Origin of the sequence: Methanobrevibacter millerae (assembly GCF_900103415.1) — an archaeon.
GTDB lineage: Archaea > Methanobacteriota > Methanobacteria > Methanobacteriales > Methanobacteriaceae > Methanocatella > Methanocatella millerae.
On record NZ_FMXB01000004.1, the window covers coordinates 67862 to 86300 of the forward strand.

22 protein-coding genes are annotated in these 18439 nt (G+C 32.9%); 5 read left to right on the top strand and 17 right to left on the bottom strand.

What is annotated here, in order from left to right; all coding sequences use genetic code 11:
* Window positions 1–61: 61 nt before the first annotated feature.
* The 6 genes from F3G70_RS03130 to F3G70_RS03145 form a co-directional block, all read right to left on the bottom strand.
* Entirely contained in the window at window positions 62–1516 is a 1455-nt protein-coding gene (locus F3G70_RS03130; RefSeq protein ID WP_149731268.1) for an ATP-binding protein, read from the bottom strand.
* Window positions 1517–1553: 37 nt separating this feature from the next.
* Window positions 1554–2120 carry an HNH endonuclease gene (locus F3G70_RS03135; protein ID WP_188118052.1) on the bottom strand — a complete coding sequence of 189 codons (567 nt, stop codon included), beginning with the start codon at window positions 2118–2120 and terminating at the stop codon, window positions 1554–1556.
* Window positions 2113–2772 (bottom strand): hypothetical protein, encoded by a 660-nt coding sequence (locus F3G70_RS03140; protein WP_149731270.1) that lies wholly within the window; start codon window positions 2770–2772, stop codon window positions 2113–2115. The genes F3G70_RS03135 and F3G70_RS03140 overlap by 8 nt, the downstream gene beginning before the upstream one ends.
* Before the next feature lie 39 nt (window positions 2773–2811).
* Window positions 2812–2961 carry a hypothetical protein gene (locus F3G70_RS11990; protein ID WP_188118053.1) on the bottom strand — a complete coding sequence of 50 codons (150 nt, stop codon included), beginning with the start codon at window positions 2959–2961 and terminating at the stop codon, window positions 2812–2814.
* A gap of 100 nt (window positions 2962–3061) precedes the next feature.
* A complete protein-coding gene (locus F3G70_RS11995; RefSeq protein ID WP_188118054.1) occupies window positions 3062–3232 on the bottom strand; it encodes a hypothetical protein in 171 nt (56 codons plus the stop codon).
* Between the two features lie 73 nt (window positions 3233–3305).
* Window positions 3306–4814, bottom strand: coding sequence for a DUF2828 family protein (locus tag F3G70_RS03145; protein WP_149731271.1), 1509 nt, complete (start codon window positions 4812–4814; stop codon window positions 3306–3308).
* 1159 nt (window positions 4815–5973) lie between these two features.
* On the opposite strand from F3G70_RS03145, the gene hmd reads away from it, so the two are divergent.
* Entirely contained in the window at window positions 5974–6993 is a 1020-nt protein-coding gene (gene hmd, locus F3G70_RS03150) for a 5,10-methenyltetrahydromethanopterin hydrogenase (protein ID WP_149731368.1), read from the top strand.
* 173 nt (window positions 6994–7166) lie between these two features.
* On the opposite strand, the gene F3G70_RS03155 is transcribed toward hmd, so the two are convergent.
* The 3 genes from F3G70_RS03155 to F3G70_RS03165 are packed head-to-tail and all read right to left on the bottom strand — an operon-like array spanning window position 7167 to window position 8728.
* Window positions 7167–8141 (bottom strand): hypothetical protein, encoded by a 975-nt coding sequence (locus F3G70_RS03155; RefSeq protein WP_149731272.1) that lies wholly within the window; start codon window positions 8139–8141, stop codon window positions 7167–7169.
* 31 nt (window positions 8142–8172) lie between these two features.
* Window positions 8173–8541 carry a hypothetical protein gene (locus tag F3G70_RS03160; protein ID WP_149731273.1) on the bottom strand — a complete coding sequence of 123 codons (369 nt, stop codon included), beginning with the start codon at window positions 8539–8541 and terminating at the stop codon, window positions 8173–8175.
* A 1-nt stretch (window position 8542) separates the two neighbouring features.
* A complete protein-coding gene (locus F3G70_RS03165) occupies window positions 8543–8728 on the bottom strand; it encodes a hypothetical protein (RefSeq protein WP_149731274.1) in 186 nt (61 codons plus the stop codon).
* A 643-nt stretch (window positions 8729–9371) separates the two neighbouring features.
* Here F3G70_RS03165 and F3G70_RS03170 point away from each other — a divergent pair.
* Together F3G70_RS03170 and F3G70_RS03175 are read left to right on the top strand one after the other, a co-directional pair.
* Window positions 9372–9977 carry a DUF3800 domain-containing protein gene (locus tag F3G70_RS03170; protein ID WP_149731275.1) on the top strand — a complete coding sequence of 202 codons (606 nt, stop codon included), beginning with the start codon at window positions 9372–9374 and terminating at the stop codon, window positions 9975–9977.
* Window positions 9978–10364: 387 nt separating this feature from the next.
* Window positions 10365–11150, top strand: coding sequence for a DUF4013 domain-containing protein (locus F3G70_RS03175; protein ID WP_188118055.1), 786 nt, complete (start codon window positions 10365–10367; stop codon window positions 11148–11150).
* A 1-nt stretch (window position 11151) separates the two neighbouring features.
* Here F3G70_RS03175 and sstT read toward each other — a convergent pair whose 3' ends face one another.
* From sstT to F3G70_RS03190, 3 genes are all read right to left on the bottom strand, one after another.
* Window positions 11152–12393, bottom strand: a complete 1242-nt coding sequence (gene sstT, locus F3G70_RS03180) for a serine/threonine transporter SstT (RefSeq protein WP_149731277.1) — start codon at window positions 12391–12393, stop codon at window positions 11152–11154.
* A 159-nt stretch (window positions 12394–12552) separates the two neighbouring features.
* Entirely contained in the window at window positions 12553–13368 is an 816-nt protein-coding gene (gene surE / locus F3G70_RS03185) for a 5'/3'-nucleotidase SurE (RefSeq protein WP_149731278.1), read from the bottom strand.
* Between the two features lie 13 nt (window positions 13369–13381).
* Window positions 13382–14350: a hypothetical protein gene (locus F3G70_RS03190; protein WP_149731279.1), complete on the bottom strand. Its 969-nt coding sequence runs from the start codon at window positions 14348–14350 to the stop codon at window positions 13382–13384.
* Between the two features lie 83 nt (window positions 14351–14433).
* Here F3G70_RS03190 and cas2 point away from each other — a divergent pair, with 83 nt between their 5' ends.
* Window positions 14434–14709, top strand: a complete 276-nt coding sequence (gene cas2 / locus F3G70_RS03195) for a CRISPR-associated endonuclease Cas2 (RefSeq protein WP_149731280.1) — start codon at window positions 14434–14436, stop codon at window positions 14707–14709.
* Window positions 14710–14723: 14 nt separating this feature from the next.
* Window positions 14724–15707, top strand: coding sequence for a CRISPR-associated endonuclease Cas1 (gene cas1, locus F3G70_RS03200; protein ID WP_223165989.1), 984 nt, complete (start codon window positions 14724–14726; stop codon window positions 15705–15707).
* 222 nt (window positions 15708–15929) lie between these two features.
* On the opposite strand, the gene F3G70_RS12000 is transcribed toward cas1, so the two are convergent.
* The 5 genes from F3G70_RS12000 to F3G70_RS12005 all read right to left on the bottom strand — a co-directional run bounded on the left by F3G70_RS12000 (window position 15930) and on the right by F3G70_RS12005 (window position 18197).
* The gene (locus tag F3G70_RS12000) at window positions 15930–16082 is read right to left on the bottom strand and encodes a hypothetical protein (protein WP_188118057.1); all 153 of its coding nucleotides are present in this window, start codon (window positions 16080–16082) and stop codon (window positions 15930–15932) included.
* A 55-nt stretch (window positions 16083–16137) separates the two neighbouring features.
* Window positions 16138–16365: a hypothetical protein gene (locus F3G70_RS03205; RefSeq protein ID WP_149731281.1), complete on the bottom strand. Its 228-nt coding sequence runs from the start codon at window positions 16363–16365 to the stop codon at window positions 16138–16140.
* A gap of 2 nt (window positions 16366–16367) precedes the next feature.
* On the bottom strand, window positions 16368–17087 hold the full coding sequence (locus F3G70_RS03210) for a hypothetical protein (RefSeq protein ID WP_149731282.1): 720 nt from the start codon (window positions 17085–17087) through the stop codon (window positions 16368–16370).
* 6 nt (window positions 17088–17093) lie between these two features.
* A complete protein-coding gene (locus tag F3G70_RS03215) occupies window positions 17094–17885 on the bottom strand; it encodes a hypothetical protein (RefSeq protein WP_149731283.1) in 792 nt (263 codons plus the stop codon).
* A 156-nt stretch (window positions 17886–18041) separates the two neighbouring features.
* On the bottom strand, window positions 18042–18197 hold the full coding sequence (locus tag F3G70_RS12005; protein ID WP_188118058.1) for a hypothetical protein: 156 nt from the start codon (window positions 18195–18197) through the stop codon (window positions 18042–18044).
* Window positions 18198–18439: the final 242 nt, after the last annotated feature.

The following is an 18439-nucleotide window of genomic DNA, read 5'->3' on the forward strand; positions in this document are numbered from 1 at the left end:
ATGTTTATAAAACATACTATAAAAGTTTGAAGTGCATATTTTCTAATGAAATATTCAAAATCTACATGAAAGCAAAAATTTCAGGAGGCATGTAAATGACATTGTCATTTTTAACAATATTTGCAGTGGTATTTGAAATAATTATTCCATGAGGGGAATTATATCTGTTAATGGCCCGCTTGATTTGACTTTGATTCTTATCGCCGCAGCTTACTTCAATTGGAATAGGCTTTTCCAATCCCCTTTGAACAATAAAATCAACATTTTGCGAACTGCTTTTTTTCTTACTATCGTCATAATACGTTTTATAGGATATACTGCTCCTATTATCCAAATTATGAAAACTAGAAGCCACATAATTCTCCAGCAGTTTTCCCATATATGCCCTTTTGTCTTCAAGCATTGCATTGCCCAAATCAAGAATCAAATTATGTTTCAAACTGGATGTTGCAAAAAAATATTCATTTGGTTTTGTCGTTCTCTTAACTGATGATGTGAAAGGCTCAATATGAAATATCAGCTCTATTTTTTCAAGAATATTAATTATTTTACTGACCAATGGCTTTTTTGCATCAAAATGATTTGATAAGGAACCTATTGAGACCTCACCGGGATTTTGAAAAGCAAGATAATGCAAAATTTTAAAAGCGAGATCTTGCGTATCTATATTAACACCTTCTATATCATTCATATCGCTTTTTACAACATTATCCACCATATTGACAATTTTTTGAGTTATTTCATCATCAGTTTGATGAAATGATAATGGAAATCCTCCAAATTGTAAGAAATGATTCCATTCTGATACATTGAAATTTTGGAAATTCGAATAAATGTTAAACATTCTCCTTTCAACCTCCGCACTATTTTGTGTTTTGCCATCAAAAATCATTTTAATAATAGAATCCGAAATATCGTTTTTAAAATTTCCATATTTTAATTTTAAATGTTGTGAATATGTTAAAGGATAAATAGGAATGTTCAATAATCTTCTTGCAGCATCAGTATTATTGGAAAGTTTTAATGCAGATGATCCGCTGAAAATCATGAAAACATTTCTAGATGCATCAAATATTAATTTTCCATTGAAATCCCATTCTTTATCGTGCTGTGCTTCATCAATAAGAATGAATACTGGTTGAGATAATGTTTCAATGATTGAATTGTGAAATGTTTCTGAATAATAACTGACCACATCAAAGATATCTACTTTTCCCGTCTTTTTTAATCGATTGCAATCGAAATATAGAATATTTTGCGGAGTTATGTTTTTTTCTTTTGTAAGATATTCATACACCTGAAAGAGCATGGTTGTTTTTCCAACATCCCTCAATCCAGGAAGAACAAGAAATCGATTAATGTTTTCCCCTTTAAGAAAATTATCAACATAGCCAATAATATTATCATAATCTGAGCGCTTATTGAATTTCTTATCCCCGTTCGTTAAATCTTGAGTTACTTTCATTGGCATTGTCAGAATCTGATTTCTAATATACCTCTCTTGCAATTCATTCATTATTATCCTCCAAATAATAGTAAAAACCCATATTTTTTTACATAAATGCATTAACGTAAGCTTTAGTAATTTTCCTTTTTAATTTTTTATTTTTCTTTTTCAGTTTCCTGTTTTTTTCTTCAAGATCCTTATTCTGACTACATGTGCTCTCATGCTTTTTGATTAAAGTATTATACTTTTTGCTGAGAATTCCAAGCTCATTACATACCTTACTGTGATTCTTAATTAATTTTTCATGAGATGGGTCTTTTATCTCACTTTTAAAATTCAGCAAATTCTTAATATTGCAATCTAGACCATATTTACTATGATATTTCTCATGGCAACTGTGACACAAAGTTATTCCATTGTTCAAATCCAAATAAGCATCATCATACATATTCACCTTAAATACATGATGTGCTTCAAGATTCTTTTTTGAACCGCAAACGACGCAATTCCTGTCACGATTTATAACCTGTTCAGCCCAATCAGAAAGATAACTCATTATATCACTCTCTTCATATGCTTCAAGCATTTTGGAAATATCTGCAGTGTTTATATGTTTACTTATTTCAGTTTCAATTAATTCACCTGGGATATGCATCACATTAATTTTAATCATTCCATCGGGAATTGTTGATAAAATTACCTGATTGATCCTCCGGTGCTTTAAAACCATACAAGTTTTTAATTAAACTAACTATTTCATCAAGAATCCTATAATTCTCATCCCTGACTTCATCAAAATATCTCTCAGACAATAACTCATAGTAATGATCAATATCATAACATAAACCCAAATTAACATTGGTACGAATGTACATGATATGAGTATACTTATCGACTGCACTTTCGTAATAATCCATATCATTATAATAATCATCTAAAATATTATCATACTTATTTAATTCATAATCCGGGTAATCCAATAGGGTATCTTCTAAAAAACCTTTGATTCGTGCCCGAGTATTTCTTAAAGTAGATAATGCGAAGGTACAGAAATCAGGTTCATCTTTAAAATCAATTAAGCTAATTACATCTCTTGCCCTATCATAAGTTCTCTCAAAACTCCAATAACATCTATCATGATCTTTAGTTGCTTTTTGGAGTAATTCTTCTGAAGGCTTAACAGGGTTTTCTACCCATTTCCAGCTAGTTATCTCATGCTGACGCTTGTAAATATCATTTATAACATCTATGAAAAAGTTAGCTATGGCAATATAATCTATAGTTAACTCATCACATCTTATTTTATTATCTGCTTTTTTACTCATAAGCTATCCCCCATTAACCATACTTGAAATGAATGTTTATTATTCCTCAAATTCTTCATATATTTCCATTAATTTCTTTTCAATGTCATAACTGGAACTACTAATTATCCTTCCAGTTAATTTATGTCCTGTTAATCTTTGAAAGCCATCATAATCAATTTTAGGTTCTTCTTGTTTATTACTATCCATTTTCTTCGATATTGTTTGACTGCAGTTAAGACGTTGGAGGGACTCGAACCCCCATAACCCAGATCTGCAGTCTGGTCCCTAACCAATTCGGGTCACAACGTCACCATTTATTTTCTTTTCTTTTAATCTCATCCAGATTCCTGAAATCAGTAAGAATTTTCTCTTCATACTCGAAATAGTCAGGATTATATGAGAATGAAAAAGAATCACACTTATCTTCCTTATAAGACAAATCATCTTTAAATGCCTTTTCAATCTTATGTTTTTTCATTAAAATCACTTAAAACCAAAATATAAGCCAATAAATGCACTTCTTAAGATTTAAAAATCTCAGTATCCTATAATTAGACTTTAATCTTATCATATCTCGGACCGGTTATTGTTTCTATTAAAACTTCATACGGATCGTATTTACAGCTCATTACCATTTTCAGTACGTTTTGAGAAAATCCAGACACCAACGTAACTCCCAATTCATTTTCCGTTAATGGTATTGTTTGGGTGCGTGAGTTTACGTTCCAGAATATTAATCTTGGCAAAGCGTAACCTGCATCAGCATATTTTCCGGCAATAACTTCAAATAATGATTCTGTCAATGGAATGCTTTCACCAAACCAACCTCTTTGCGCAGCATCAAACTCCATATCTGAAATGATAAGAACGTTTTTAATCATATCTTCCTGTGCAAGGTCATTTTCAATGGCTACATTAAGTATTAAATCAAATACTGCTTCGATGTTGGTATTGGATACCTCATTATGTTCTCTTGCGATTTCAAGCTTGCTTTTCAAGCTGTCAGACTCCTTGAATTCCACAAACTGAGGTCTGCTGGAAAATGTAATGTACTTGTTTTTGTATATTCCGCTGTTGTGCTCGGCAGTATAGATTGCAAGGGCATTTGCAACGTCTAAAGCCATTGTTTTGCCGCTTACATGCACTGTCATGCTGCCGCTTCCGTCTGCAACAACTATCGTGTCTTCCACCATAATATCTTTAAGGTTCTTCCATGCCAGTTCCAAAGTCTGGTCAAAGTCTTTAATACCTTGCCAGCCTTCATTATACTTTGAAACAACGTCCACAGGAGTGGCAACAACCATATTCATTTTGCTTTCGCCCCGTTCAACGGAATTTAAATATTCCTGCCTTCTTGTTTCATCGTGCTTTAAAAAGGCGTGTTTATATTTGAGGTTTGCAAGTGACGGAACTTTCCCGTAATCGATTTTATCCCACTCGTTATTGCTCATCTGCACTTCCACGACATTTGAATATGCGCGAAGCTCAGATAACATCAAACGATATTTTCTTGGAGTCATTCCCAATAATCCTATAACTCTTTTAGCCATTATTTTTGTATGCGTGCTGCTTGCATTTTCGCTTGGAAGCCATTTTGCAAGGAGCGAAATCGGTTTATTTTTCTTAAAATTAGCCAAATCCTTATTCAACTGATTTTGTATGATTGCAATTATGTATTTATCACTGTCATGGCCGATGCCTATTAATGATACCAGATCGTCCCATCTGCCGTATTCGGATATGTTATCCAAATTTTTGTAGAATATGTCAATATCAAGTTCTGCCAGTCTTTTGTAGCATATCCTGAAGAGTCTCCTTTCACCCAATCCTTCACGGACGTTTCTTGCAAAACAGAGCCATTTCAAAGCATATTCCCTGTTTTCCCTGAATGCCTCGTCAAATAGCTTTACTATTTCATTATCCTCACACTGGCGAAGACTGCTGACCTTGTAATTAATATCAACCAGCGCTGATGAGGTTGATTTGTATCCTACTGCCCCGTTTTCGGTTATGGAATAATTTTCCTGCTTTTCTAATTCCTTTTGGATTGAAGTGAACATTTAATAACCTCCATTTTGGATATATAAAAAAAATTCGAATGATTATTGTCAAAGTACGTAGGCTTTTTCAGTTAGCTAAAATATGCTGCTGGTACTTTTTAATAATCATCCTACAAGGTACAAATCCTAAAATGGACCTTTCGTCCATAATTCTTTATTGTATTTTCAGTTAGACATGATTTCTGCTGGTTGCACCTTATTTACGCGCCAAGACACTTTTAATTTTCAGATACTTATTCCGAATATACAAACCCTTGATCAACGTTTAATTGCTGTAAAGTGTCTTATATAGGAAAATCGGGATTCAAACCCGTTTTCGTTATGGTTAATGATTTGAATTATGATGGCTATAATCCATTATCAGTTACTTATTCCTTTCTATTTCATCCTATTTAAAGTTTACTCAATTGTCGTGACTCCTAAGAATTGTTTCGACCCTTAAGAATTGTTTTCACTCCTAAGAATTGTCCTCACTCTTAAGAATTGTCGTGACTCCTAAGAATTGTCCTCACTGATACATAATATTTATACTTTTCCCTTAAAAAAACAGTCTGATTCATCACTCAAAATCCGTTCACCCATGGATGACACCCATGACGCATCTTAAAAAATCGGACAATCAATGGCTGAATTTTAAAAAAAAGCTTTAAGCTTCATTTTTTAAAAAAGGCAAAGTTTATATACGCAAAGTTGAATATTAACCCATGGAATATGTTTTCATATTCCTATAAGTGAGGTAAAACTTCCTATAATAGTTTAGTAAAATTGTCTAAAATTGCAATGCTTTAGGAGATCATTCTTCTAAAGCATTTAGACAATACTCCTTTTTTCAAATATTTCTAAATTTAAAACTTCACCTAATCAACCGATTTTCACTTTTGATTTAATTTTTTTCAACAAAAACTGCATTTTAACTAAAAATTTAAATAATAAAAATAAAATAAATAATATTACTAATGTCATAACAATTTTATAATTGTTATTAATTTATCATTTAGTAAAAAAAATTCATTGAATTATCGGAGAAAAGAATATGGTTCTTGAAAAATTAAAAGCAATCTTCTCAAAAGAAGAAAAGAAAATAGCTAAAACCGTTGACGAAAAAATAGAGGAAAAAGCAGAAGAACAAATTGAGAAAAAAGCTGAAGAAAAGAAAGGAATGAAAGTGGCAATCTTAGGCGCAGGATGTTACAGAACTCACGCTGCAAGTGGAATCACCAACTTCTCAAGAGCTTGTGAAGTTGCAGAAGCAACCGGAAAAGAAAACATAGCTATGACTCACTCCACCATCGAAATGGGTGCAGAATTATTGGAACTGGCCGGTGTATCTGAAGTGGTTGTATCTGATCCGGTATTTGACGGAGATTTCGTTGTAGTGGATGACTTTGACTACGCTGAAGTAATTGCAGCCCACAAAGCAGGTAACCCTGAAGAAGTAATGCCTGACATCAGAGCAAAAGTAAACGAATTGGCTGAAACCGTACCTAAACCAGCAAAAGGTGCAATTCATTTCACCCACCCTGAAGATTTAGGCATGAAATGTATCAACGACGATTCTGAAGCTGTTGCTGACGCTGACTGGGTAATGACCTGGTTGCCTGAAGGCGGAATGCAGCCTGACATCATCAAAAACTTTGCCGGCGACATCAAGGAAGGCGCAATCGTAACTCACGCATGTACCATTCCAACAACCGGATTAAACAAGATATTTGAAGATTTAGGAACCAACGTAAACGTAGCTTCCTACCACCCGGGTGCTGTACCTGAAATGAAAGGACAAGTCTACATTGCAGAAGGTTTCGCAGACCAGGCATCCATCGACACTTTAATGGACTTAGGTCAAAAAGCAAGAGGATCCGCATTCACCCTGCCTGCAAACATGGTAGGTCCTGTTTGTGACATGTGTTCAGCCGTAACAGCAATTACCTATGCAGGTATTTTGGCTTACAGAGACACCGTAACTCAAATCTTAGGCGCTCCTGCCGGATTTGCACAGATGATGGCTCTTGAATCCTTAACCCAGGTAAATGCATTGATGCAGGATGAAGGTATTGACAAAATGGACGATGCTTTAAATCCAGCAGCATTATTGGGTACCGCTGATTCCATGAACTTCGGTTCCTTAGCAGAAATCGTTCCTGACGTATTAGATTACTTAGGAAAAGAAAAAAAAGAATAGATGAATTATAATTGTTGATTTTTATCAACAATTTTTTTAACTTTTTTTATTGTAAAGATAATATTTTCTGATAACATAATCTAAATTAATTATATATCAACCTTATGAAAATAAGGCATTTTTCACCATACTTCATCGTATTCTGTTAAATAGGCTCTTCCATATGACATGCTTTAGCCCCTTAGTTTGAAATCGTATTTGCCGTCAAGTAAATCCTTTAACTGATTATCCGTTAAATGAAATTCGCCTTTTTCGGTGTCGATGATTTTAAATGGAACATCTAAAGAGTATTTGAGGAAAGTTCCCAATATTTCACCAGTGCCCTCATGAACCAGGTCAAAAGCTTTAGTCGATGACATGTAAATATAATCAATGGCACGTCGAGCATTATACGGCTGAACCTCCAAATATTTATTATAAAATTCCTCTATATGGGGAATACTAACCTCCGCATTATCTTTCCAGAAATTCAAGATTTTTAATAAATATTTACTTTCATCGCATGCCCGATATAACTCGCAAACAAAATCCTCCTTGCTCAATTCCAAATCGATGTAGTTAATCTCTTCAACAGAATCATCCATCGTGAAAATTAAAAACAATGGATATCCAGTTAAACTGATTATGAAACGATTGCATAACTCAATATAATAGCCATCACAAAATTTCGGTGTTAAAAACAATCCCACAGCCCCGAACCAATAGAAAATCAAAAGCGGATTGATAATGTAAACACTGAAAGTTTCAGGAACTTTCCCTATCCATTCTTCAACCTCTTTCCAATCATGAAAGTATGGAAAAGTAATTACTCCGGTTACGGTGTCCGGAAATGATACCTCACTTACATCAGAACGCAATTGTATTGAATCAGTATGATCAAATGAAAAAGTATCTAAATCGCCTAGGTATCCGAATTTATTCTTATTAGTAATTAATTCAGAATAAGCCGAACTCATTACCAGCTTATAGAGAAAGGGATTAGTCTGAAAGAGATTATCCAGTTTTTCATGAATGAAAATCTTTTTAACAATAACACTCATTATTCTAAAATTAAAAACATCTTTTGGTTTTCCATATTCCAAACGCAAATATTCCTCGCCGTTAACCTTATAACAATCCCTAAGAAGTTCCTCTTTTTTTGATAGCACAATACTCACCCCATGATTATCTTTGCTTTATTTATTCAGAATCCTCTTTTTTAAACACATCAATCAATTCACAAATCAGATGAAACTTGTCCTGTTCGGATATGTCCCATTTCAACAATCCATTATCTTCATATTCATCAAAAACGTTTCTAACCTTATAGAAATACTCGTGATGATATATCTCCTTGTTTTTAAACAGATCCTCATAGGCCAGCCAGTTTTGAAAATCCCTGTTTTGCTTTGCGCAATCCCTTTCATATTCGTCCTCAAGATACTCTACAAGATGAACCCGCTCTTGAATTTCATCAAAATCTTTTGCATGCATTGCAGCTTCCTCTACAGCTTCATTCAACCTCAAATAAGTTGAGTATCCCATTTCCAATTTAACATGTTGTGACATTTTAATCTCTCCTGATTTTTACTTTAAAATTACAGTGAATACCATCGTCCAAGGCACACAAAACTGAAAAAATCAAAATAGCTATTCCAATAGGCAAAACATAATGCAGCAACATCATCGTTCCAAAGTCCCAGTTCCAGCCCAATGCCTGAGCCAATAGATAGCTATCCAACAGTCCCTTACCCATTTACAAACACCGTCCTTTATTATTTGAAAGATGCATCAGAAAAAATATTAAATAGACAATAAAATGATTATTTTTACTGCAAAAGCCATAAAAGAGCGTTTATGTGATGTTTTACTTATATATGGCGAGGTTAATATTTCAGCTAATGCATTGATTATTATTCCGTGGTGATTCATTTAATTCAGATTTGCGAAACAATAATCAGATATTAATTACTAATTCTTATTAATTTTATCCTATTTATAGTTTACTTAATTGTCGTGACTCCTAAGAATTGTCCTGAGCCCTAAGAATTGTTCTGACTCCTAAGAATTGTCGTGACTGATACATAATATTTAAACTTATCTATTGAAATCCAATTTCCATAATATAAAATGAATATTTGCTTGAATACTAATTTGATTGATATATTAAAGTGATAGTTATATGATAAAATACCATTTTAATTAATTAAAATGTTATTTATTTGCAAGAGCATTTTTATCGAAACATTTTACATGTAACTTAGATTAGTATTTTTTTCTTTTTTTCTACTTTTTACTTATAGTATATAAGTATAATGGTTAAATGTAGTCAATTTATTTTTTATATAAAATTTCAATACAGAAAAACATTTTAAATAATATAATTATACTCAGTGTTAATGAAATACATTTATATTGATGAAAGTGGAGATTTAGGAGAAAAATATTCCAGTTCCAAATTTTTTGTTATAGGAGCCATTATAGTAAATAATCCTAAAAATCTTAATAGAATAATTAAAGATGCTAGAAAAAAATACAATAATATTATTGGTAGAGATTTAGAAATAAAAGGAAACAAAACAAATCGTTATGTCATCAAAAAAATATTAGAAAAAATTAATAACATTGAATATCAAGTTTTAGCAATCTTTCTTGATAAACAAAATCTTAACAAAATACCAAATTTCTATAATCACCATTTATTGTATGACACTTTAGCTTCCAAATTATCTGAAAAAATTATTATAACTTCTCCAACAACGGTTATTATAGATAGATCTAAAAGTAAACATGAAGACATACGTATTTTTAATGAGAGATTTTTATCAAGCCTTAATAATCCAAATAATTATCAAATAAATATCAATCATGCCAATTCCATTAAAGAAAAAGGACTACAAACAGCAGACTTAATAGCATGGTCCGTTTTTCAAAGTTTAGAACATGAAAACTCTGAATTCATTGATTTAATAAAAAATAAGAATATATATGAAGTATTTAAATAAAATTAAAATCAGATGAGAGAATGAAGAACCTACAGCCAACTAATTGACCTATGGAATGAATTCCATGGAAAGTCGCCACCAGCGGTGACAATGACATGCAGGCTGAACCAAGGATGGTTTTTACCTTCTAATCTTTCATGTATAATTAAGTAAAAGGAAGTATATAAACATTTTCATTAATATGAAAGAGTAGCGAAAAGTCAGCTCCTCTTCTCTTTTTTAAATCCAGCCCTTTTTTTGATTCATTATTTCATGGAATATTCCTTTCAATGTTTCTCAAATTCTTCACCGAATACCAAAACTTTTTAAATATCAATGATTAAATCCTTAAATAGAAATCAGTTGCTGTTTGAAACAAATGTATTCAAAATCCTTGAGGCGAATATTATGGATTTAAAAAAGCTAGTTACAAGTTCATTCAAATATCCATTCAGAAACATTAAAAGACTGCCGATAATCTGTCTTCTGTTCATTTTGATTGCCATCATTCCAATCGGCATGATATCAGACAACAGTTACGTTACGGCAATTGGCGTGATTGCTTTTTTCCTATTCATTCTGCTTGTGCCGGGATATTTCCTCTCCATTGTAAAGCTTGGTTCAAATCAGTCCGCAATGCTTCCCTCATTCAATCTCGTAAACAACATATACGACTCCATAAGGGTGATGTTTTTAAGAATAGTCTACATGATCATTCCGGCTTTCGTATTCTTCCTTGCCTTAACCGCATTCGGCTCCACAAGCAGGGAAATGCTTTACAACTTAAGAATACCTGAGTTTATAGTGACCGTCGGACTGGTGCTGGTTCTGGTTTTAATCATCTATCTAATATTTGAATTCCTTTTATTCTTTGCAAAGGCCAGACTGGCTTACTTCAATAGCCTGAAGGAAGCCTTAAACATCAAAAAGGTAATAGGAGATATCAGAAGCATAGGCATTGTCAACATAATCAAATGGCTGATAATAATGGCAGTATTGCTGAACGTGGTTACTTTTGCAACGTCATTCGTGATTTCAATTCCTTATGTGGGTTTTCTGATATATGTCTGCGTTGTCATTCCAATCATTGAAAGCATAGCCAATTATTCACTGGGATTGCTGTATTCTAATATTGCTAGAAATTATGATGATGCAGAGCTTATTGAATCTCAAACAAATGATTTATTGCAATAACTTATTTTTTCGCATATTCACCCAGATAATCAAGCGGCAGGGAATTTTTTGCCCGATAATAATATTCCGTTGCTGCGGTAAATATTACGTCAGATGCTGAATTGACTGCCGTTTCACAGGAATCCTGAATGACGCTGATTATAAATCCTACGGCAACAACCTGCATGGAAATGTCCTGGCTTATGCCGAACAGGGAGCATGTAAGGGGTATGAGAAGCAATGATCCTCCAATAACGCCTGAAGCACAGCAGGCAGCTAGCATGGTCAATAAAGCCAAAATTACTGCAAGAGGAAGCGAAAGTGTAATTCCCATCGTATGGCACGTGATGAGAGTCATGACTGCAATGGTGACCGCAGCGCCGTTTGTATTGATGGTTGAGCCTAAAGGTATGCTTATGGAATAGAAATTCCTGTCCAGTCTCATTTTTTCACATATCTGCATATTGATTGGAATGTTAGCGGCTGAACTTCTTGAAAAGAATGCCGTGATTCCGCTTTCACGGTAAGCTATTAAAACAAGGTGGATAGGGTTGCGTCTCAATATTATGGCGGCAATTAACGGATTGATTATAAAACCGACAATGGCTATGCAGACTACAATCAGAAAAATCGCCTGGCCGTATTGGGTAAAGATGCTTAATCCGCTTTGGGAAACGGAGGTGAATACAAGACCCATAATACCTATTGGGGCAAACTGGATGATTATTGCAACAACCTTTGTGCACGCTTCGGATATGTCATTGATCATGTCCTTTGTCGCATCGCTTGCAACCATCTTCAAGGCCAAACCGAACATCATTGACCAGAAAAGGATTCCAAGATATTCCCCTTCAGCCAGCGCCTGAACGGGACTTGAAAATATTTTCAAAATCATTCCATTGATTACATCGCCGATTCCGACGGGAGCGGTGGCATTGCTTGATGCGGATAAATGGATGCTTACCGGATAAATCTGGCATGTGATAATTGATAGGGCTGCAGCTATAAAATTAGTTAATAGAAACAGTATGATAATCATTTTGAATTTCGAACCGTTGCTTGTTTCTGCACGGGAAATGGCTGCTGCCACAAGTATGAAAACCATTATCGGAGCAATGGCTTTAAGGGCTGATACGAAAATATCCCCAATAAGGCTTATGAATTGCCATTGGGGAACTGTAATTCCTAAAACAGCCCCTATTATCAGTCCGATAATAATCTTTAGGATGAAACTTGACTGGGTCCATTTTTTAATTATATCCATATTGAATGCACCTGCATTTTAACTTTTAATCCGTTTTAATGTCTGCACGGCTTTTTGCACAAACATTCATCATATTAATATATCATTTAAACTGATATTTAGTATTTTACATTGAATATTAAACATTAAATAAGTATTTATTAAAAAAGACATACACTTTTAGAAATCCTTCAAATCAGTGCTGGTCATATTTACCTTAAGGGGAGTTAAGCTCGGTCTTTTTTCAACGAACAATGCGTATCCGTCACTGTCTTTTTCATATTCCTGAACCAGACTTGACGTAATCATAATCAGGTCATCAGTTGATTGATTTTCATCTAAAGGATAGTTAAACAAGTCCCTTTTTTCTTCATCAGTACTGTCAATGACATGCTTGTCAAGCATTTTGTGTGAGAGATGGGTAATCATAACCTCTTCGGATGCGTAATTGGAAGGAACGTTTAAATTGAATAAATCCACGCTTTCGGGAAATCCTTCATCCCTTATTTTCACCACCAAATCATGCAAAACCTTTTTGGTCAGGGTGAAATCATAATCGATGTACCATTCGCCGTTTTCATCCTGCTTATATGATGTTTTGGGATCTATAAAAAGAGAAACGGCTATTGCCGGAATTCCCAGGCTGACCGCTTCAAAAGCAGCGCATACCGTTCCTGAGGAAGTTATGTCGCAGCTTATGTTAACACCCTGATTAATTCCGCTTATCACCAAATCGGGCTTTTCATCCATCACGTAATCAACACCGACAATCACGGCATCTGCAGGGCTTCCAGAAACGGAATATGCTGAGCTTCCGTCTTCCAGTTTACACTGATTGATTTGCAAATGCTTAAATAATGAAATGCGACGTCCGACGCTGCTGTTATTCTCATCGGGAGCGACAACATAAACATCGGCCAAATCCTCAACGGCCTGCTTTGCGGCCAATATTCCCTGAGCAAAAACCCCGTCGTCATTTGATATTAGAATTTTCATAATATTTCAACCCCTAAAAATCGAATAATGTTTTTTGAGTGATTTTTTTAATCCTTAAATCATCGTTTTGGTAAAAGCGTTTATCCAAATCATTATTTATTCTTGAATAATCCTTGGAATTCATAATGTCGTTCAGGCATCTGTAGGCGTCATATTTTGATACGATTATCCTCACAAATTCAAAGGAATCCCATACCAGATAAAAGGTGTTTATCACAATGTTCTTGCTTAATTCCTCCTTTAAAAGCCCCAAATCATTATAAACATCCATGTAAACACCGACATGCTCTTTCAAATCATCGATTTTCCATATCGGGTTGATGTTCATGCAGAAAACCTTAAGGACATATTCAAGCATCTGCCTGAAATTCTCCTTTTTGAAGAAATGCTCGGACATTATGCGGTTATTTGAAATGAAGCTTTCGTGATTTTTTTCCTCAATTGCCTTATCGATGTGGAGATTGATGAATTCAACCGGAATATTTGCTTCCTTTTTTCTGTAATTGAGCATGTAAAAGTCATTGAATTCATTGAAATAATAATCCTCAGAGAGGTATTCAGTGAAAATCCTTATCCTTCTTTTCTTGTTTTTATAAAACGTCTTGGATTTTGAAGATAGGTAATAGTCTATTTCAAACAGCTTGTTTTCAAAAATCCTTCTTTCGATTCTTCTTCTTTTTCCTGAAGTCTTAAGGCCGTGATTTCTAAGGATTTTCTTTAAGTCCTTTGTCTTGTACTTTTTAATCTGTTTTGAAAGCTCATTCTTGTTTTCATTGTTTAGGATATACTTGTTTTCAATGAGATAATCCCTCAGATAATCCTCAGACAAGTTGTATTTATAAGCGACTTCCCGAATTGCCTTATCAATGCTTGAGTCACTTTTGTAAACCCGATAGATAAAGTCGAATGTATACTGTATTTGTGAAATTTCATAGCCTTCAGGGGCATTATTCAGGTATTTGAGTGAAAACTTTTCGGACATAATTACTAATACTTTTATAGGTTTTAATTATTATACTTAGTGAAAACAAAGTTAATTAAAAAGGATTAATCTAAATTAATTACATGTACATCATGGCTAGTTTTGAGTGCAAATTCAAAAGCAATCAGGAAAATATTGAAAGAGCATTTCAGCATTTTGGGCTTAGAAAGCTTCAAAGCTCATTATATGCAGGGACACTGGAGAATAATGAACGTGAAATGTTGGTGGAAAACATCAATAAAATAATTAGGGAAAATGACAGCGTCTTGATAGTTCCAATTTGTCAGAGCTGTTACCTGAAAAAGGAAATCTGCGGAAGAAAAATCAAGTTCAAAAAGGATTTATACAGGGTGTATTAATATGAAACTTATAATTGACGGATACAGCAAATCAATCCATAAAAAGGATAATCAGATTGTCATTACATGAAAAGGATGAAATCCTGGATTCCATTAAGGCAAGTGAAATAACTGACATTACCCTTGTTGGAAAAGGATACGTTACATTCGATGCATTGAATTTAATGGCTGAAAACAACATTAAACTGATAGCCATTAATCCTCGAGGACAGCTGACATACACTCTGGAGTCACCTGACTGGAGAAACGTGAGACTTAAAAAAGAGCAGTACAGATTAAGCGAGAATCAATTAGGTCTTGAAATATCAAAGGAACTGATAATTTCAAAAATGAAAAATCAAAAGGCAACACTGATTACTTTGAATAAGAATAAGAAACTAAAAAGAGTGTTTAATCATAGATTGAAAATCGACGAATGTATAGTCCAACTTTCGCAATTGGAATTAAATGGAAATAATTCTGATTTGAGGATGAAAATAATGGGATTAGAAGGAAAAGCATCGAATGAATACTGGTCTGGAGTCAAACATTTCATTCCATCGGAAATCGGCTTTGAGTCAAGAACAAAAAAGCCCACCGATTTGCTGAATTCAATGCTCAATTATTCTTATGCAATCCTAGCAAGCGAAATAACAAAAAGCATCCTTCTTGAAGGCTTGGATCCCTACTGCGGATTCCTGCATTTTGACATGGATGGGCGGACCAGTTTAACGTTTGATTTGATAGAGCCTTTTAGACAGCAAATTGTTGATAAAACAGTGATAGGCCTAATCAATAGAAAACAGGTTGATGTTGATGATTTGGACAGAAGAAACAATACGATAAAATTAGAAGCAAGAAAAGTTATTATAGAAAAGATATTAGCTAAAATCTACTCGACAATTACATATAATGGTGAAACAGTTAGTTATTATGATTTGATTAGAAAACAAAGTGCAAATTTGGCTAAAACCTTGATGGATGGTGGAAAATTCAATGGATTTTATCTTCGATGGTGAGGAAATATAAGGAGTTTTTAGCATGATAATTCATGTCATCAAAAGTGATGAAAAATACTGTTGATGTTAAGGTTTTATTCATGGATTTTGAGGAAACCTCCCCAAAAAGATAGTATTGAAAATGATGTCCTCAAAAGATTTTTAAAAGAGGAAATATAAAAGTGTTAAATAGCTAATTAAAGGAAAATTTCATAGTGTTTGAAACGAATGTTTTAAAAAGCATTATTCAAAACCTGAACTGGTCTGTTCAAGACCATAATATTCCCCACAGACTCCACAAAATGCAAAAATACCTAGAAATGCCATTAAAAATATAGAAATGAATTGTGTCTTATTGATTTTAATGTCTCTAAGCATCTTTTTAGATAATGACATAATATAATATAAGAAAAAAATAAGATTTAAATTTTAGTAAAAAAAATTAGAGTTTTTAAAAGAAAAAGACTAATAAAAACCCTATGAAAATAAAAAAGAAATTCAATCCATATAAGGACAATGCTCCTTTTAAATATTTATCCTCTTTTGATTTAGTATAGAAATAATAAGTGACAATACAACCTATTATTAGAATAGGAAGCGTTATGATAATACTTATATACCTTCTAAACATGAATATTGCTATTGGAATAATTATTGCCATAATTTGTTTTGCATTCATATTTAATCCCTCCAACTTTGCATCAATCCAGTAAAAGTAACTGTATCAAATTGATTAATTAACAATGAAAATACAACCAATATAAATCCTAAATAGATTATAAGTCCAATGAGTTCCCTATTGTCAAATGGCAGATATTTATTAACCTTATCCGGAAATATAATCCACAAATAACTTAATGTTGTAATGATGAAAATAATGACACCATCAGCTATTGAAGAACAGTGAAATGCAGAATAATAACCCTGCAAAACAACAAACATTGCACACCAAAGAAAATATAAAGGTCTGTAGCCTATTACTTCTTTATCACCAATCCATCTGCTTTCATCACCAAATGCATTGAATCTCAAACTAACACCTAAAAAAGGCAACAGATAGATTAATGCATATAAAACTGATTTAAATATTCCAATATCATATAAAAAAAACAAAAATAAAAAAACAGCAATTGACGAACCATAAAATGAAATATAACCAAATGCCTCAGTCGTATAACTCTTAAAATATTCTCTTTTAAAATGAAATTTCTCATTTAATTCATTGTGAAAAAATGTATAGATAAAGCCGCCTAAAAATGTGAAAATCACAGATATTTCAAAAACAATTGAAAATAAATTTATTTTAAAAGAATAAAATATAACAACAGCAAAAAAGCTACACATGCCCACAAATATCAAAAGAGCATTTTTTTTAGATATTGGTTCATTGAAATTAAACATAATTACTCACCCAAGAGGAATATTTGCCCATGCACTACCATACTCCATACCTGTATCAAAAGCCGCTTTATTTAATTTTTTGAAAGAAAGTTCCTGATCCACATCATTCGCAAAACAATTACATACAAAGCCTGCTACACCTAATCCAATACCTAACATAACAAAACCTCCATTACAATAACTATTTGTAAGAACAATATAAGATGAGGATATAAGAAAACCTCCTGCAATACGTGCTACTTCATCCCATTCATCCTCTGATAAACCTAAAAAATTTTGGTCATCATTAAAACGATGATTTAAATCCGTTTGAGAATCATTAACCAACAATATCTCATAAACCTTTTTACCACCATCCTGAGTATTGTCAGTTAAACCATCACAGAAACAATAAGAATAATCATAGGAAACAGCACCTTTATAAATAAATCCATCAATATTTGTTATAATCGAAACTATTCCTGATGTTTGATTAATAAGTAATGTTTCAGGATAATCCTTTAATGATAAATTTAATATTTGATTTTGCTGAGTAATTCTAAACCAACTTTCATTAAACAAATGAGAAAATAAAGCAGAACAGGAACTAATAGTATCCAAACCAGATTTATACTGGTTTAATACATCTAAGTCCATTTCATTGTTGTGAATTTTTTTAAATCTATCTGAAAATCGTCTTCTAAACTCATCAATAGTCATCATCATCATTTCGTAATCTTTATAAGTTCCATATCTGTTTAATGGTGAAACAAATTCGATTGTTTCATCTCTTATTAATATTCCGTCTTCTTTTGTCATCTGATAATTTTCCAATAAAGTTAAATAGTCCTCTGAAAGTTCATTTCCCCCAAATAATTCATATATAAGTTTTTCATCGATGTTATCACACCCTGATTGAAGTTTGAAACGAATGTTTTCAAAGATAAATTCAAAAAAAAAATATTTTAATTTTTTTCAATTACTCCATTTTCTGCTTAATTCCTTATCATTGAACTCGGAATACTCCTGGCAGTTCGGATATTTCTCACTTACATTATCCGTGAAAAATTTCAAGCAATAATCCTTCTTGCCATTATAATTTTCACAATTCTCATGAATATTCTCACCCATAATAAAATTCCTCCTATTATTATATTATATTATATTTTTCTACTACTAAAATTAATACCCAACACATTCATTTTTCAAATTCAAACAAATCATTAATACCGCCCAAGACAGGTATTTGCTAATTAAATAATCATATTTCGCCCTGACAAAATGACAGTCCATATAAAAACTTTTATATAACAACTGAAATAGATTATTAAATATAGTAAAGCTTTTTAAAAAGTTAAAGATGAAAAAGAGGG

Excerpts from the sequence above, each read along its gene's own strand:
- F3G70_RS03215 (WP_149731283.1), bottom strand. The coding sequence starts at position 17,885 with ATGACAAAAGAAGACGGAATATTAATAAGAGATGAAACAATCGAATTT.
- surE (WP_149731278.1), bottom strand. The coding sequence starts at position 13,368 with ATGAAAATTCTAATATCAAATGACGACGGGGTTTTTGCTCAGGGAATA.
- sstT (WP_149731277.1), bottom strand. The coding sequence starts at position 12,393 with ATGGATATAATTAAAAAATGGACCCAGTCAAGTTTCATCCTAAAGATT.
- F3G70_RS03165 (WP_149731274.1), bottom strand. The coding sequence starts at position 8,728 with ATGGGTAAGGGACTGTTGGATAGCTATCTATTGGCTCAGGCATTGGGC.
- F3G70_RS03140 (WP_149731270.1), bottom strand. The coding sequence starts at position 2,772 with ATGAGTAAAAAAGCAGATAATAAAATAAGATGTGATGAGTTAACTATA.
- F3G70_RS03145 (WP_149731271.1), bottom strand. The coding sequence starts at position 4,814 with ATGTTCACTTCAATCCAAAAGGAATTAGAAAAGCAGGAAAATTATTCC.
- F3G70_RS11990 (WP_188118053.1), bottom strand. The coding sequence starts at position 2,961 with ATGGATAGTAATAAACAAGAAGAACCTAAAATTGATTATGATGGCTTT.
- F3G70_RS03170 (WP_149731275.1), top strand. The coding sequence starts at position 9,372 with ATGAAATACATTTATATTGATGAAAGTGGAGATTTAGGAGAAAAATAT.
- F3G70_RS03210 (WP_149731282.1), bottom strand. The coding sequence starts at position 17,087 with ATGTTTAATTTCAATGAACCAATATCTAAAAAAAATGCTCTTTTGATA.
- F3G70_RS03175 (WP_188118055.1), top strand. The coding sequence starts at position 10,365 with ATGGATTTAAAAAAGCTAGTTACAAGTTCATTCAAATATCCATTCAGA.
- F3G70_RS03160 (WP_149731273.1), bottom strand. The coding sequence starts at position 8,541 with ATGTCACAACATGTTAAATTGGAAATGGGATACTCAACTTATTTGAGG.
- cas2 (WP_149731280.1), top strand. The coding sequence starts at position 14,434 with ATGTACATCATGGCTAGTTTTGAGTGCAAATTCAAAAGCAATCAGGAA.
- F3G70_RS03130 (WP_149731268.1), bottom strand. The coding sequence starts at position 1,516 with ATGAATGAATTGCAAGAGAGGTATATTAGAAATCAGATTCTGACAATG.
- F3G70_RS03205 (WP_149731281.1), bottom strand. The coding sequence starts at position 16,365 with ATGAATGCAAAACAAATTATGGCAATAATTATTCCAATAGCAATATTC.
- F3G70_RS12000 (WP_188118057.1), bottom strand. The coding sequence starts at position 16,082 with ATGTCATTATCTAAAAAGATGCTTAGAGACATTAAAATCAATAAGACA.
- hmd (WP_149731368.1), top strand. The coding sequence starts at position 5,974 with ATGAAAGTGGCAATCTTAGGCGCAGGATGTTACAGAACTCACGCTGCA.
- F3G70_RS12005 (WP_188118058.1), bottom strand. The coding sequence starts at position 18,197 with ATGGGTGAGAATATTCATGAGAATTGTGAAAATTATAATGGCAAGAAG.
- F3G70_RS03135 (WP_188118052.1), bottom strand. The coding sequence starts at position 2,120 with ATGATTAAAATTAATGTGATGCATATCCCAGGTGAATTAATTGAAACT.
- F3G70_RS11995 (WP_188118054.1), bottom strand. The coding sequence starts at position 3,232 with ATGAAAAAACATAAGATTGAAAAGGCATTTAAAGATGATTTGTCTTAT.
- F3G70_RS03190 (WP_149731279.1), bottom strand. The coding sequence starts at position 14,350 with ATGTCCGAAAAGTTTTCACTCAAATACCTGAATAATGCCCCTGAAGGC.